The sequence below is a fragment of the Pseudomonas sp. Irchel 3A18 genome (assembly GCF_900187465.1).
Classification (GTDB): Bacteria; Pseudomonadota; Gammaproteobacteria; order Pseudomonadales; family Pseudomonadaceae; genus Aquipseudomonas; species Aquipseudomonas cichorii.
This window is the reverse complement of the sequence record NZ_FYDI01000001.1, coordinates 410,411-424,015: the sequence shown is the minus strand read 5'-3', so window position 1 is coordinate 424,015 and position 13,605 is coordinate 410,411. Positions and strand designations below refer to the sequence as shown.

Genomic DNA, 13,605 nt, shown 5'->3' with positions numbered 1-13,605 from the left:
CCTGTACGCTTCATATAAAAAAATACCGTGAGCCTTGAGAGTAGGAGATAGCCTGTGGAACGCGAATACATGGAATTCGACGTCGTCATCGTCGGAGCCGGCCCTTCCGGGCTTTCTGCCGCGTGCCGTCTTAAACAGAAGGCAGCCGAAGCGGGCCAGGAAATCAGCGTCTGCGTGGTAGAAAAAGGCTCCGAAGTCGGCGCACATATTCTGTCCGGCGCGGTATTCGAACCTCGCGCCCTGAACGAGCTCTTCCCGAACTGGCAAGAACTTGGCGCGCCACTCAACACGCCGGTCAAGCGTGATGACATCTATATGCTGCGCAGCGCCGAAAAGTCCGTGAAAGTACCGGACCTGTTCGTGCCCAAGACCATGCACAACCAGGGCAACTACATCATTTCCCTGGGCAACCTGTGCCGCTGGCTCGCCCAGCAGGCCGAAAACCTGGGTGTCGAGATCTATCCGGGCTTTGCCGCCCAGGAAGCCCTGTTCGACGAAAACGGCGTGGTACGCGGGATCATCACCGGCGACCTGGGCGTTGACCGCGAAGGCAATCCGAAAGAAGGCCTGTACACCCCGGGCATGGAACTGCGTGGCAAGTACACCCTGTTCGCCGAAGGGTGCCGCGGCCATATCGGCAAGCAACTGATCAAACGCTTCAACCTCGACAGCGAAGCCGATGCCCAGCACTACGGCATCGGCCTGAAGGAAATCTGGGAAGTCGATCCGGCGAAGCATGAGCAAGGACTGGTGGTGCATACCGCTGGCTGGCCGCTGGACGACGAGAACATGGGCGGCTCTTTCCTGTATCACCTGGAAAACAATCAAGTGGTCGTCGGTCTGATTATCGACTTGTCCTACAGCAACCCTTACCTGTCGCCTTTCGACGAATTCCAGCGTTACAAGCACCATCCGGTCATCAAACAGTACCTGGAAGGCGGCAAACGCATCAGCTACGGCGCCCGCGCCATCTGCAAGGGCGGCCTGAATTCCCTGCCGAAAATGGTTTTCGCGGGCGGCGCACTGATCGGTTGCGACCTGGGCACCCTGAACTTCGCCAAGATCAAGGGCAGCCACACAGCCATGAAGTCCGGCATGCTGGCTGCAGAGTCGGTGGCCGACGCCCTGCTCTCAGGCAAGGAAGGCGGCGATGTGCTGACTTCTTATGTAGACGCCTTCAAGGCCAGCTGGCTGCATGAAGAACTGTTCGCCAGCCGTAACTTCGGCCCGGCGATGCACAAGTTCGGCGCGGTCATGGGCGGTGCATTCAACTTCATCGACCAGAACATTTTCGGTGGCAAGATCCCGTTCACCTTGCACGACACCAAGCCGGACTATGCCTGCCTCAAGCTGGCAGCCGACTCGAAGAAGATCGACTACCCCAAACCGGATGGCAAGCTCAGCTTCGACAAGCTCAGCTCGGTATTCCTCTCCAGCACCAACCATGAAGAGGAACAACTTTGCCACCTGAAGCTGACCGATCCGAGCATTCCGATCACCAGCAACCTGCCGCTTTATGACGAACCTGCCCAGCGTTACTGCCCGGCTGGCGTTTATGAAGTGATTACCCAGGAAGATGGCGAGAAACGCTTCCAGATCAACGCCCAGAACTGCGTGCACTGCAAGACCTGCGACATCAAGGATCCTGCGCAGAACATCACCTGGGTGGCGCCGGAAGGGGCTGGCGGGCCGACTTATCCGAATATGTAGGGAACAACAAGCTGCAAGTTTTTAGCGGTAAGCTGCAAGAAAGCCCCTTTTGGGGCTTTCTTGTTTATGCAGGAATGCGCAGGTAGGTACTTTCTTCCACGGGATTGCGCTCGAAGTAGCGTTTGTATTCGCGGCTGAACTGGGATGTGCTCTGGTAGCCGACAGCGTGCGCAACCTGGGCCACGCCCATTCCCTGGGCGACCAGCATGTGCTGGGCCTTGAGCAGGCGCAGGCGTTTGAGGTACTGCACGGGCGACAATAAGGTGCTGCGCTTGAAATGCTCATGGAAGGTCGAGGCACTCATGTTTGCCTGACGTGCCAGGATGTCGATATTCAAAGGCTCGGCATAATGGCTGTGCAGGTAAGCCAGAGACGCTGCGACACGGGCGAAATGGCTCTGCTGCGCAACCAGCGCCCGCAATACACCCGCCTGAGGGCCGCGCAGGGCCGCATAGAGCACTTCCCGCAACCGTGACTGGCCCATGACGTGACAATCCAGCGGATCATGCAGGCAGCGCAACAACCGCTCCACACTCTCACGCATCGACGCATCCAGCACAGCAGATGTCATTGATTCAGGCGTTTGTGCCTCGACGGTGTGATCAGGCACCGGCCCCATCAACTGCACCAGTTCGCCCAGCATGACCCGGTCAATCGCCACCGAGACACCGAGCAATGGCGCTTGAGGCGTGGCAAAGGTTTCGCACATGAACGGCACGGAAAGCGCCTGCACCAGATAGTGTCCGGCACCGTAATCCAGCGTGCGCGACCCCAGACTGGCCAGCTTGCCGCCCTGAGCGACGATCATCAGGCTCGGCTCATAAATCTGCGGGCTGCTGGCCACATACTCATAGGCCGAGACCACCTTGACCTCCGGCAATAACGTCGTCACAAATCCGGGACTCGTGGCCAGAGGCTTTATCAAGGAAACAAGAGTGGCATTGGCATCATGGGGATGAAGTCGCGACATGGAACACCAGGTAGAGAATCAGACATGTGCATCATCGCAGAAATGAGCGTTTCAGCCATGGACGATTAACCATATCCGGAGAAATAGGCATGACTCGCGGAGGAATGCTCATGGCCCTCAGCGCCCGGTCCCCGGAAAATAGTCACCACTATTCACCCTTGATCCGCGAGGAACATCATGTACAAAGCTATCGGTTACGCCGCCCAGTCCGCCACCGCTCCCCTCGCCCCCATGACCTTTGAACGTCGCAGCCTGCGAGCCAACGACGTTGCCATCGAAATTCTCTACTGCGGCGTCTGCCACTCCGACATTCACCAGGCCCGCAACGAATGGGGCATTGCCGTCTACCCGCTGATGCCGGGCCACGAGATCGTCGGCAAGGTCACAGCCACCGGCCCGGACGCTGGCAAATATAAAGTGGGCGATCTGGTGGGCGTCGGCTGTATGGTCGACTCATGTCAACAGTGCTCGGCCTGCCAGTCCAATCTGGAGCAGTACTGCCTGGAAGGTCCAACCATGACCTACGCCACACCTGACCGCGTGGACGGCAGCAACACCATGGGCGGCTACTCCAGCAGCATTGTGGTTCGCGAAGAGTTCGTGGTCAGCATCCCGGAAAAACTCGACCTGGCGGCTGCCGCACCGATTCTCTGTGCAGGCATCACCACCTACTCGCCTCTCAAGCACTACGGCGTAAAAGCGGGCGACAAGGTCGGGATTCTCGGCATGGGCGGCCTGGGCCATATGGGGATCAAGTTCGCCAAGGCCATGGGCGCCGAAGTCACCCTCTTCACCCGCTCGGCATCAAAAGCCCAGGAAGCCCGTCGCCAGGGTGCGGATCATGTGATCGTCTCCACCGACGCCGAACAGATGAAAGCCGCCGCAGGTCGCTTCGACTTCCTGCTGGACACCATTCCTGTGCAGCACGACCTGAACCCCTACCTGGAAACCCTGAGTTTTGACGGCGTCCATATTCTGGTCGGCCTGATCGAGCCGGTAGAACCGCCAATCCACGCCGCCCATCTGGTCATGAAACGTCGCGTGATCGCAGGTTCCCTGATCGGCGGGATTGCAGAAACCCAGGAAGTGCTGGACTTCTGCGCGGCAAATGACATTACCTGCGATATCGAAATGCTGGATATCCGCAATATCAACGAGGCCTACGAGCGCATGCTCGCGGGTGACGTGAAATACCGCTTCGTGATTGATATGGCGACTCTGCAAGCGTAACCCCCGCAGGAGCGAATTCATTCTCGAATGAATTCGCTCCTTGCCGTTACCCGCCCAGCTCCGCCGAAAGCCTCGCCGCCGCCTGTTTGATAACCGGCACCAGATCGGCCATTTTCTCCAGCGGCATGTATGGAACAGTGCTGGCAATGCTGATGCCCGCGACAATCTGTTTGCCCGCATCGCGAACCGGCGCAGCCACGCAGCGAATCGACGGTTCGTTGTCCTCCAGATCGAAGGCATAGCCGCCCTGCACATACTCTTGCCTGCGCTGACGCAACTGTTCCCAGGTCTGCTGCTCGTGAGTCGGCCACTGCGGGTTCTTTCCTGCAACCGGCAGGCTGATTTCATACAACCTTTGCCACTCCTGCTCTGGACTATCCAGCAGTAGCGCCTTGCCGATGCCTGTGCGCACCAGCGGCATGCGATGCCCTACCCGGGAACGCATCTCCGGCCCGTTACGGCCAGGGTTCTTGTGCAGATAAAGCACCTCGTCACCGTCGCGAATCGCCAGATGCACGGTGTCGCCCGTCAATTCCGACAGCTCATCGAGATAAGGCCGGGCCAGAATGGCCAGTGGCACCTCTTCCCGAGCCTGGAAACCCAGTTCGATCAACTTGGGCCCCAGCAGATAACCCACCTGAGGCAACACCCGAAGATAACGCTCATCCACCAGGCAACTGACCAGCCGATGGGTCGTGCTGCGGGTGGTGCCGATCAGGCTGGAAATCGCTTTCAGGTCACGGGCACCACTGGCCACGGCCTGCACCACCGCGAGGCCGCGCAACAGGGTTTGCGTCCCGGTCGGTGCGGAGTCCTTGCCCGTGGCGCTCACTGGTGTGAGTGGATCATTGTGCATATCAGCCCTTATCAGATCGGAAAGCTGACGGCATTATCGTCGCCAGCCCTTCTGCATGCCAGCCATCACAACTCGATACGTTCCACCTTGCCCACCAGCAGGATGTAAGACAGCGCACCAATCAGCGCCAGCACGGCGATGTAGGTGATGGCAGGCGCAAAGGAATCACCCGACGCCAGGAAGCCGATCACGATGGGTGTGGCAATCGCCGCCAGGTTACCGATGAAGTTGAAGGTGCCACCAGTCAACCCCAGCAGACGGGCCGGAGCCAGTGTCGACACCAGCGACCAGGTGATCGACGCCAGACCATTGCCGAAGAACGCCAGCGCCAGGAACGCAATCACCAGCGGCGTGGACTCCACGTAGTTGGCACCGATGATCGAGGTGGAGATCAGCAGACCGGCAATGATTGGCAGCTTGCGCGCCAGACCAACGCTATGGCCGCGACGGATCAGCCAGTCGGAGAAGAACCCCGAGCAGAGTACGCCGACAAAGGCCGCCAGAAACGGCAACGACGCCAGCAGTCCGGACTTGATGAAGTCCATACCGCGGTACTTGACCAGATAGGTCGGGAACCAGGTCAGGAAGAACCAGAGGGTCGAATTGAGGCAGAACTGCCCCAGATAAATGCCCCACAGCTTGCGCTGGCTCAGCACCACACCCAGATCCTGCCAACTGAAGCCACGCTTCTGCTTTTCGGTATCGACCTGGATATCCACCAGCCCGCCACCTTCGCGGATCAGGTCGATCTCTTCCTTGTTGATGCCTTTGAAATCACGCGGCTCGCGATACACCGCATACCAGATCACAGCCCAGAGTATGCCGACGCCACCGGTGACGACAAACACCATATGCCAGCCGTAATGAGCTTGCAGCCAGGCCAGAACCGGTGTCAGGAACGCCAGCCCGACAAACTGCCCCGAGGTGTAGAAACCGATGGCCGTGGCACGCTCACGCTCCGGAAACCAGGTGGTGACCACGCGGCTGTTGATCGGGTAGGCAGGCGCTTCAAGCGCACCCACGGCCATGCGCAGCACGAACAGCGCAATGAAACTCGCCGCAAAGCCCAGCATGACGGTAGCGATCGACCACAGCAGCAACGCGGCGGTGTAGAGAATGCGCGGCGGAACACGATCCACCAGCCAGCCGCCAGGCAGTTGCATGGCGGCATAAGTCCAGCCAAAAGCCGAGAAAATCAGGCCGACATGGACCGGGTCGATGCCCAGTTCGCTGGTCAGGGCCGGCGCCGCGATGGACAGGTTGCTGCGGTCCAGATAGTTGATGACCACCGTGATAAACAGCAGCACCATGATGAAGAAACGCTTGCGAGTAGGCGTGACTAAAGACGCCGCCCCTTCGAGAGTGCGGGTTTGCATGAAGATTGCCCCTTGTTGGATTTATGTGAGGACTGCGTTCTGCAATGCCTGATCGTGCAGCGATAGAACGCTGCACGATCATTCAGATCTCTATCACCACTCGGCAAAACTGCCGTCGGCATGGCGCCAGATCGGGTTGCGCCAGCGATGACCGATGGCAGCACGCTCCTTGACGTACTCTTCATTGATCTCGATGCCCAGGCCCGGACCGTTGGGGATCTTCACCATGCCCTTGTCGTAATCGAACACTTCGGGGTGCTTCACATAATCCAGCAAGTCATTGCTTTCGTTGTAGTGGATACCCAGGCTCTGCTCCTGAATGAAGGCGTTGTAACAAACCGCATCCAGTTGCAGGCAGGCCGCCAGTGCAATCGGCCCCAGCGGGCAATGCAAGGCCAGCGCGACGTCGTAGGCCTCGGCCATATTGGCGATCTTGCGGGTTTCGGTGATGCCACCTGCGTGAGAGGCATCCGGCTGGATGATATCGACGTAGCCTTCGCTCAAGACCCGCTTGAAGTCCCAGCGCGAGAACAGCCGCTCACCCAGGGCAATAGGCGTGCTGGTCAGTGGCGCCAGTTCCTTGAGCGCTTCGTAGTTCTCGCTGAGGACCGGCTCTTCGATGAACATCAGCTTGAAGGGGTCCAGCTCTTTCATCAGTACCTTGGCCATGGGTTTGTGAACCCGGCCATGGAAGTCCACGCCAATGCCGACATTCGGCCCGACCGCATCACGCACCGCCGCAACGTTGGCCAGTGCCAGATCGACCTTGTCGAAGGTATCGAGAAATTGCAGCTCTTCGGTGCCGTTCATTTTCACGGCAGTGAAGCCGCGCCCTACAGCCTCTTTGGCTGCACGAGCGGTATCGGCTGGCCGGTCGCCGCCGATCCATGAATAGACGCGGATCTTGTCCCGCACCTGACCACCCAGCAGATCGCTGACCGAAACACCCAGGGCCTTGCCCTTGATGTCCCATAGCGCCTGATCGATACCGGCCAGCGCGCTCATGTGTACGGCGCCGCCACGGTAGAAACCGCCGCGATACAACACCGTCCAGATATCCTCGATATTGCGCGGGTCCTTGCCGATCAGGTAATCGGAAAGCTCCTCCACTGCCGCAGCGACGGTATGGGCACGGCCTTCGACAACCGGCTCGCCCCAGCCGATGACACCGTCATCGGTTTCGACTTTCAGAAAGCACCAGCGTGGCGGAACGATAAAGGTCGTGAGCTTGGTGATTTTCATGTGTGCAATTTCTCTCTTATTAGGTAGGGGAAGAAGCGCTCGGCGCGCCGGTCAGTTGGAAGTCAGTTCACGCCAGGCACTGACGTAAGCCTTGGCACGCTGCTCCACATCTGCCGCGCTCATGCCCGGCTTGAACAGCCCGGAGCCCAGGCCAAAGCCTTTGACGCCGGCCTCAAGGAAGACCTTCATGTTCTCCGGCGTAATGCCACCCACTGGCAGCAGCACCGTTCCGGCTGGCAATACCGCCAGCCAGGCCTTCACTACCGCAGGCGACATTTGCTCGGCGGGGAACAGCTTGAGCACATCAGCCCCTTCGGCCAGAGCCGCAAAGGCTTCGGTCGGCGTGGCGACGCCTGGCGACAGGAACAATCCGGCAGCCTTGGCCGCACGCAAGACCTTCGGGTCGCTGTGCGGCATGACAATGACCTGACCGCCCGCCTCCTTGACCTGATCGACCTGCTCCGGCGTCAGCACGGTTCCGGCACCGACCAGACAATCGGCAGGCAGGTACTGGCGCAACAGAGTGATGCTGTCATAAGGCTGTGGCGAGTTGAGCGGCACCTCGATCACCCGGAAACCGGCCTGATACAAGACCTCGCCAATGGCTGGAGCTTCTTCGGGACGCAGGCCGCGCAGAATCGCGACCAGTCCGTTTTCCTTCAGAGCTTGCTTGAGCATTTCACACCTCGTAGGGATCTGTTGAAGGCCCGGACGCGATCAGGCCGGCCTGAACGGCCACTTGCCACAAACCCCGCTCGGTCGCCTGCGTGGCTGTGGTCACCTGATCGAAACCGCAAGCCGTAAGGCCGCGTGTGTAACGTGTGCAAAGCGACTCGCTGCCGATCAGGATCACAGCAGGCAGTTGCTTCAGGCTTTTTTGCTGGATTCTGGTCAGGGCATCCAGCTCATGCCCGATCAATAGACCGGACAGATAGTCAGGCTGGGCGCTGGCATCGAGCTGACCGGTCAGGCCCAGGGTCCGGGAACTGAAAATGGTCGAGAGCAGACCGGACGCGCCCTCTGGCGACAGGGCAATGGACAGCCCGCAGTCGAACGCATGGATATCGAAGGTTTCGCCGGGCCGCATGGTGCGGCCGAGAATGGTGTGCCCGCACAAGGCCGCGTATACCTCACCGGTCATGAAGGTATCGAAATGAACGATGCAGCCTTCCACCACATGCACCCATTTGGAGTGGCTGCCAGGAAGGCCGATCAACAGGGGCCGACGGGTCGCCGACTCATCGAGGGAAGCCAGTACACCGAGCACCTGGGTTTCTTCACCGCGCATCACATTGGGCAGGGTCGAGCGCTGCAGTACACCGGGGATGATATGGATATCGACGCCGCGCAGGCTGCGCACGGTCTGCAAGGCTGCGCTCAGTTCACCGACGCTGGCAGGCGTTTCCCGGTACACCGCCTCGCGCCAGCCCTGGGCACTGCCCACCATGCCGCAGGCAATCACCGGCAGATCCGGTTGCGCATCGAGCCAGTCGCCACAGGCCTGATCAAAGGCCAGTTCAAAACCATCGCTGCACAGAGCGCCTGCGATCAGCCGGGGAGTATCCGGCAATTGCATGATGCCTGCGCTCAAGGAGCGTTGTTCCAGGACCTGGCCGTGTTCGCCAAGTCGATAAGCACGAAGTGAGGTTGTCCCCCAATCGAGCGCGATCAATTGCGCCGCCATCGCTTCACCTGTTGTTTTTTTAAAAGTGAGTGCGAGGCGGACTATAAGCCCATCGAAAGACAAATCTCAATATGTAATTTTCAATCCCATATATAGGGATTAATTTAAACCCTGCCTTGCTTCTTAATGCGCTAATGTTGGTAACGTCTCTCTAAATACCCGGCACTCCCCCTTTCCCTCGGCAGCTTTGCCGCAGTGGTAACGTGCCCGGCATATCGACGCCCCATCCCTCAGTACTGCCCTCCTGCGCTGTTTGCAGCCTCAACCGCCCTTCAAGGAACCCAAGCCATGAAGCGATTTCTCGTGCTCGACAGCTTTCGCGGGCTTTGTGCCCTTGCGGTGGTGCTGCATCACTTTCATGCAACGCAAAGCGTTACTGAACTGGCGTTTTTCAAGCATGCCAATTACCTGGTGAATTTTTTCTTCGTGCTCAGCGGCTTTGTGCTCTATCACATTTACGCCGACCGACTGGGCAGCACGGCACAACTGAAGCGCTTTGTCATTGCGCGGGTCTGCCGTCTGTACCCGCTGCATTTGGCGACCCTGCTAGCGGCTCTGCTGTTCGAGTTCCTGAAGCTGGCCGCCGAACAACAGGGCATCCTTTTTGCCGCGGGCAGCTTTACTGGTCCACGGGCTGCCGACGAAATCCTGCCCAATCTGTTGCTGCTGCAATCCTGGTGGCCTGGCTTCAACCACTTGTCGTTCAACTTCCCGTCCTGGAGCATCAGCGTCGAGTTCTATCTGTACCTGCTCTTCGCCCTGATTGCCGTCGGGCTGCCCGGGAGGTCGCGGCAGATATTCTCGGCCATCGCTGTCCTGGCCTTCGTCGCGCTGTACTTCAAAGACACCTTCCTCAACGAAGGCGCCCTGACAGGCCTGGCGTGCTTCTTCAGCGGAGTAATGACTTATCGGCTCTACTCAAGATTCAAAGGGCTTGAGCTACATAAAGGCTGGGCGACGCTGCTGGAAGCGCTGGCCCTGCTGACGGTCTACATGGCGATCACCTACAGCGGCCCCTCACAGAATATTTCCCTGAGCCTGTTGTTCTGCGCGGTGATCGGGCTGTTTGCCTTCGAGGCAGGCGGGATTTCGAGAGGGCTGTGCGCCCGGCCGTTCAAGTGGGCAGGCACCCTGTCCTTTTCGATCTACATGACTCACACCATCGTACTGTTCTTCGTGACAACGAGCCTGATGCTGTTCGGCAAAGTCACCGGCCATGACCTGCTGATCGACCTTCCCAGTGAGATCCCCAATGTTGCCCTGCGCTACATCCATACCCAAAGCATGCTGCTGGACAATCTGATCATCGCGATCAGCGTCGGTATGGTGTTGCTGCTGTCGGTACTGACGCATCGCTATATCGAACTGCCGGGCATTGAGCTGGGCAAGGTCTGGGGTCGCAAAGCCTCCGGCATTGCGGGGCCCCGAGCCCAGCACCAGGAAACGGCACCCTGAATCGCAGCCATAAAAAACGCCCCTGATGAGGGGCGTTCTTTTGACAGCTTCAGCGAATCAACGCTCCAGCAGGATCCGCAGCATGCGACGCAACGGCTCGGCCGCGCCCCACAGCAGCTGGTCGCCTACGGTGAAAGCGCCCAGGTATTGCGAACCCATGTTCAGCTTGCGCAGACGCCCCACCGGAACGCTCATGGTGCCGGTCACGGCAGTCGGGCTAAGCTCGCGGATGCTGTCTTCGCGATGGTTCGGGACCAGCTTGACCCAAGGGTTGTGCTGGCTGATCAAACCTTCGATGTCCGCAATCGGCACATCCTTGTTCAGTTTGATGGTCAGAGCCTGGCTGTGGCAGCGCATGGCGCCGATACGAACACAGATACCATCCACCGGAATCGGGCTCTTGAAGCGACCCAGAATCTTGTTGGTCTCGGCCTGGCCTTTCCACTCTTCACGGCTCTGGCCGTTTGGCAGTTCCTTGTCGATCCAGGGGATCAGGCTGCCAGCCAGTGGCACACCGAAGTTCTCGGTAGGGAAAGCCTCGCCGCGCATGGCTTCAGCGACCTTGCGGTCGATGTCAAGGATGGCGCTGGCCGGGTTGGCCAGGTCATCGGCGACCGAAGAATGGACAGTGCCCATCTGCTTGATCAGCTCACGCATGTTCTGCGCGCCGGCACCGGATGCCGCCTGATACGTCATGGCGTTCATCCACTCCACCAGACCGGCCTCGAACAGACCACCCAGGCCCATCAGCATCAGGCTGACGGTGCAGTTGCCGCCGATGTAGTTCTTGGTGCCCGCGTCCAGTTGCTGGTCGATGACCTTGCGGTTCACCGGGTCCAGCACGATCACGGCATCGTCCTGCATGCGCAGGCTGGAGGCCGCGTCGATCCAGTAGCCCTGCCAACCGGCTTCGCGCAGTTTAGGGAACACCTCATTGGTGTAGTCGCCGCCCTGGCAGGTCAGAACCACGTCGAGGGTTTTCAGTTCGTCGATGCTGTAAGCATCCTTCAGCGGCGCAACATCCTTGCCTACCGACGGAGCCTGGCCACCGACATTGGAGGTAGTGAAGAACACCGGCTCAATGAGATCGAAGTCCTGCTCTTCCCGCATCCGCTGCATGAGCACGGAACCAACCATGCCACGCCAACCGATCAGACCTACACGTTTCATCGCAACTACACCTTGAATAAAAGTGGGACCGCTGCCGCACATGTGCCATGCACAGCGAGCAGCGGGCCAGAGAGATTACAGATTCCGCAGCGCGGCGACTACTGCGTCGCCCATTTCCTGCGTGCCGACCTTGACGTTACCGGCCGACCAGATGTCGCCGGTACGCAAACCCTGATCCAGAACCAGACTGACAGCCTGTTCAATGGCATCAGCGGCAGCGGTCAGGTTGAAGCTGTAACGCAACATCATCGATACCGACAGGATGGTCGCCAACGGGTTGGCAATGCCTTGACCGGCGATATCCGGCGCCGAACCGTGGCAAGGCTCGTACATGCCCTTGTTGTGGGCATCCAGCGAGGCCGACGGCAGCATGCCGATGGAACCGGTCAGCATCGAAGCTTCGTCGGAGAGAATATCGCCGAACATGTTGTCGGTCACTATCACGTCGAACTGCTTGGGCGCGCGTACCAGTTGCATGGCGGCGTTGTCGACGTACATGTGGCTCAGTTCGACTTCAGGGTAGTCCTTGGCGACCTGCTCGACCACTTCACGCCACAATTGGCTGGAAGCCAGTACGTTGGCCTTGTCCACCGAGCACAGCTTCTTGCCACGAACCATGGCCATGTCGAAACCGACACGCGCAATACGGCGAATCTCGCTTTCGCTGTAAGGCAGTGTGTCGTAGGACTGACGCTCGCCGTTTTCCAGTTCGCGGGTGCCACGTGGCGCGCCGAAGTAGATACCGCCGGTCAGCTCGCGAACGATGAGGATGTCCAGGCCTGCAACGATTTCCGGCTTGAGGCTGGAAGCATCGGCCAGTTGCGGGTACAGAATCGCCGGACGCAGGTTGCCGAACAGGCCCAGTTGCGAACGGATCTTCAGCAGACCGCGCTCAGGACGAATGTCACGCTCGATCGTGTCCCACTTCGGACCACCCACGGCACCCAGCAACACCGCATCGGCAGCACGGGCACGGTCCAGGGTTTCGTCAGCCAGAGGCACGCCATGCTTGTCGATGGCGGCACCGCCGATCACGTCGTGGGTCAGCTCGAAGCCCAGTTGATACTTCTCATTGGCCACTTCCAGCACCTTGACCGCTTCGGTCATGATTTCCGGACCAATACCATCGCCTGGGAGAATCAGAATCTGCTTGCTCATAACATCCTCAATTTTGTGCATCGGTGCCTTGGGCGGCACCTGACATGTCGCTTTTCGCGAATGAATTCGCTCCTACGGGTGTGTGGGAGCGAATTCATTCGCGATCAAAGATCAGCCACGAAACAACCAAGGCTGGCTGGCGCGGTGCTTGCTCTCAAAGGCCGCGATGGCATCGCTGTCCACCAGGGTCAGGCCGATATCGTCCAGACCGTTGAGCAGGCAGTGTTTGCGGAAGGCGTCGATCTCGAAGCTCAGGACCTTGCCGTCAGGACGGGTCACGGTCTGTGCCTGCAGATCGATGCTCAACTGGTAGCCTTCATTGGCTTCAACCTGCTGGAACAACTGATCGACTTCGTCTTCAGCAAGAATGATCGGCAGCAGGCCGTTCTTGAAGCTGTTGTTGAAGAAGATGTCGGCATAGCTTGGCGCGATGATTGCGCAGAAACCGTATTCTTCCAGCGCCCATGGCGCGTGCTCACGGCTGGAGCCGCAGCCGAAGTTCTCGCGGGCCAACAGCACGCTGGCGCCTTGATAACGGGCATGGTTGAGCACGAAATCGGTGTTCAGCGGACGCTTGGAGTTGTCCTGATAAGGCTGACCCACATCCAGGTAACGCCACTCATCGAACAGGTTCGGGCCAAAACCCGTGCGTTTGATCGACTTGAGAAACTGCTTGGGGATGATCTGGTCGGTGTCGACGTTGGCACGATCCAGAGGAGCGACAAGGCCGTTGTGCTGGGTAAACGCTTTCATG

General features: G+C 59.2%; 12 protein-coding genes. 3 read left to right on the top strand and 9 right to left on the bottom strand.

All coding sequences use genetic code 11. The annotated features are described in order from the left end of the window. The first annotated feature begins 54 nt into the window (after nucleotides 1–54). Nucleotides 55–1,710 (top strand): electron transfer flavoprotein-ubiquinone oxidoreductase, encoded by a 1,656-nt coding sequence (locus tag CKW23_RS01770; protein ID WP_095066926.1) that lies wholly within the window; start codon nucleotides 55–57, stop codon nucleotides 1,708–1,710. 64 nt (nucleotides 1,711–1,774) lie between these two features. On the opposite strand, the gene CKW23_RS01765 is transcribed toward CKW23_RS01770, so the two are convergent. Then, entirely contained in the window at nucleotides 1,775–2,680 is a 906-nt protein-coding gene (locus CKW23_RS01765; protein ID WP_095066925.1) for an AraC family transcriptional regulator, read from the bottom strand. 177 nt (nucleotides 2,681–2,857) lie between these two features. Here CKW23_RS01765 and CKW23_RS01760 point away from each other — a divergent pair, with 177 nt between their 5' ends. Beyond that, entirely contained in the window at nucleotides 2,858–3,910 is a 1,053-nt protein-coding gene (locus CKW23_RS01760) for an NAD(P)-dependent alcohol dehydrogenase (protein WP_025260649.1), read from the top strand. Between the two features lie 46 nt (nucleotides 3,911–3,956). On the opposite strand, the gene CKW23_RS01755 is transcribed toward CKW23_RS01760, so the two are convergent. From CKW23_RS01755 to CKW23_RS01735, 5 genes are all read right to left on the bottom strand, one after another. Next, nucleotides 3,957–4,766 carry an IclR family transcriptional regulator gene (locus CKW23_RS01755; RefSeq protein ID WP_095066924.1) on the bottom strand — a complete coding sequence of 270 codons (810 nt, stop codon included), beginning with the start codon at nucleotides 4,764–4,766 and terminating at the stop codon, nucleotides 3,957–3,959. A 65-nt stretch (nucleotides 4,767–4,831) separates the two neighbouring features. Continuing rightward, nucleotides 4,832–6,142: an MFS transporter gene (locus CKW23_RS01750; RefSeq protein ID WP_025260651.1), complete on the bottom strand. Its 1,311-nt coding sequence runs from the start codon at nucleotides 6,140–6,142 to the stop codon at nucleotides 4,832–4,834. Between the two features lie 93 nt (nucleotides 6,143–6,235). Next, entirely contained in the window at nucleotides 6,236–7,384 is a 1,149-nt protein-coding gene (gene dgoD / locus CKW23_RS01745; RefSeq protein ID WP_025260652.1) for a galactonate dehydratase, read from the bottom strand. 51 nt (nucleotides 7,385–7,435) lie between these two features. Further along, nucleotides 7,436–8,062, bottom strand: coding sequence for a 2-dehydro-3-deoxy-6-phosphogalactonate aldolase (locus CKW23_RS01740; RefSeq protein WP_095066923.1), 627 nt, complete (start codon nucleotides 8,060–8,062; stop codon nucleotides 7,436–7,438). 1 nt (nucleotide 8,063) lies between these two features. Next, nucleotides 8,064–9,068: a 2-dehydro-3-deoxygalactonokinase gene (locus CKW23_RS01735; protein ID WP_025260654.1), complete on the bottom strand. Its 1,005-nt coding sequence runs from the start codon at nucleotides 9,066–9,068 to the stop codon at nucleotides 8,064–8,066. 288 nt (nucleotides 9,069–9,356) lie between these two features. Here CKW23_RS01735 and CKW23_RS01730 point away from each other — a divergent pair, with 288 nt between their 5' ends. Next, nucleotides 9,357–10,523, top strand: a complete 1,167-nt coding sequence (locus CKW23_RS01730; protein ID WP_095066922.1) for an acyltransferase — start codon at nucleotides 9,357–9,359, stop codon at nucleotides 10,521–10,523. 57 nt (nucleotides 10,524–10,580) lie between these two features. Here the strand turns inward: CKW23_RS01730 and asd are convergent, their stop codons facing one another. The 3 genes from asd to leuD form a co-directional block, all read right to left on the bottom strand. Beyond that, on the bottom strand, nucleotides 10,581–11,693 hold the full coding sequence (asd, locus tag CKW23_RS01725) for an aspartate-semialdehyde dehydrogenase (RefSeq protein WP_095066921.1): 1,113 nt from the start codon (nucleotides 11,691–11,693) through the stop codon (nucleotides 10,581–10,583). A 75-nt stretch (nucleotides 11,694–11,768) separates the two neighbouring features. Next, nucleotides 11,769–12,851 (bottom strand): 3-isopropylmalate dehydrogenase, encoded by a 1,083-nt coding sequence (gene leuB / locus CKW23_RS01720; protein WP_095066920.1) that lies wholly within the window; start codon nucleotides 12,849–12,851, stop codon nucleotides 11,769–11,771. Between the two features lie 111 nt (nucleotides 12,852–12,962). Beyond that, on the bottom strand, nucleotides 12,963–13,604 hold the full coding sequence (leuD, locus tag CKW23_RS01715; RefSeq protein WP_095066919.1) for a 3-isopropylmalate dehydratase small subunit: 642 nt from the start codon (nucleotides 13,602–13,604) through the stop codon (nucleotides 12,963–12,965). Between the last annotated feature and the right edge of the window lies 1 nt (nucleotide 13,605).

Excerpts from the sequence above, each read along its gene's own strand:
- CKW23_RS01735 (WP_025260654.1), bottom strand. The coding sequence starts at position 9,068 with ATGGCGGCGCAATTGATCGCGCTCGATTGGGGGACAACCTCACTTCGT.
- CKW23_RS01750 (WP_025260651.1), bottom strand. The coding sequence starts at position 6,142 with ATGCAAACCCGCACTCTCGAAGGGGCGGCGTCTTTAGTCACGCCTACT.
- CKW23_RS01740 (WP_095066923.1), bottom strand. The coding sequence starts at position 8,062 with ATGCTCAAGCAAGCTCTGAAGGAAAACGGACTGGTCGCGATTCTGCGC.
- leuB (WP_095066920.1), bottom strand. The coding sequence starts at position 12,851 with ATGAGCAAGCAGATTCTGATTCTCCCAGGCGATGGTATTGGTCCGGAA.
- CKW23_RS01755 (WP_095066924.1), bottom strand. The coding sequence starts at position 4,766 with ATGCACAATGATCCACTCACACCAGTGAGCGCCACGGGCAAGGACTCC.
- asd (WP_095066921.1), bottom strand. The coding sequence starts at position 11,693 with ATGAAACGTGTAGGTCTGATCGGTTGGCGTGGCATGGTTGGTTCCGTG.
- CKW23_RS01760 (WP_025260649.1), top strand. The coding sequence starts at position 2,858 with ATGTACAAAGCTATCGGTTACGCCGCCCAGTCCGCCACCGCTCCCCTC.
- CKW23_RS01730 (WP_095066922.1), top strand. The coding sequence starts at position 9,357 with ATGAAGCGATTTCTCGTGCTCGACAGCTTTCGCGGGCTTTGTGCCCTT.
- CKW23_RS01765 (WP_095066925.1), bottom strand. The coding sequence starts at position 2,680 with ATGTCGCGACTTCATCCCCATGATGCCAATGCCACTCTTGTTTCCTTG.
- dgoD (WP_025260652.1), bottom strand. The coding sequence starts at position 7,384 with ATGAAAATCACCAAGCTCACGACCTTTATCGTTCCGCCACGCTGGTGC.
- leuD (WP_095066919.1), bottom strand. The coding sequence starts at position 13,604 with ATGAAAGCGTTTACCCAGCACAACGGCCTTGTCGCTCCTCTGGATCGT.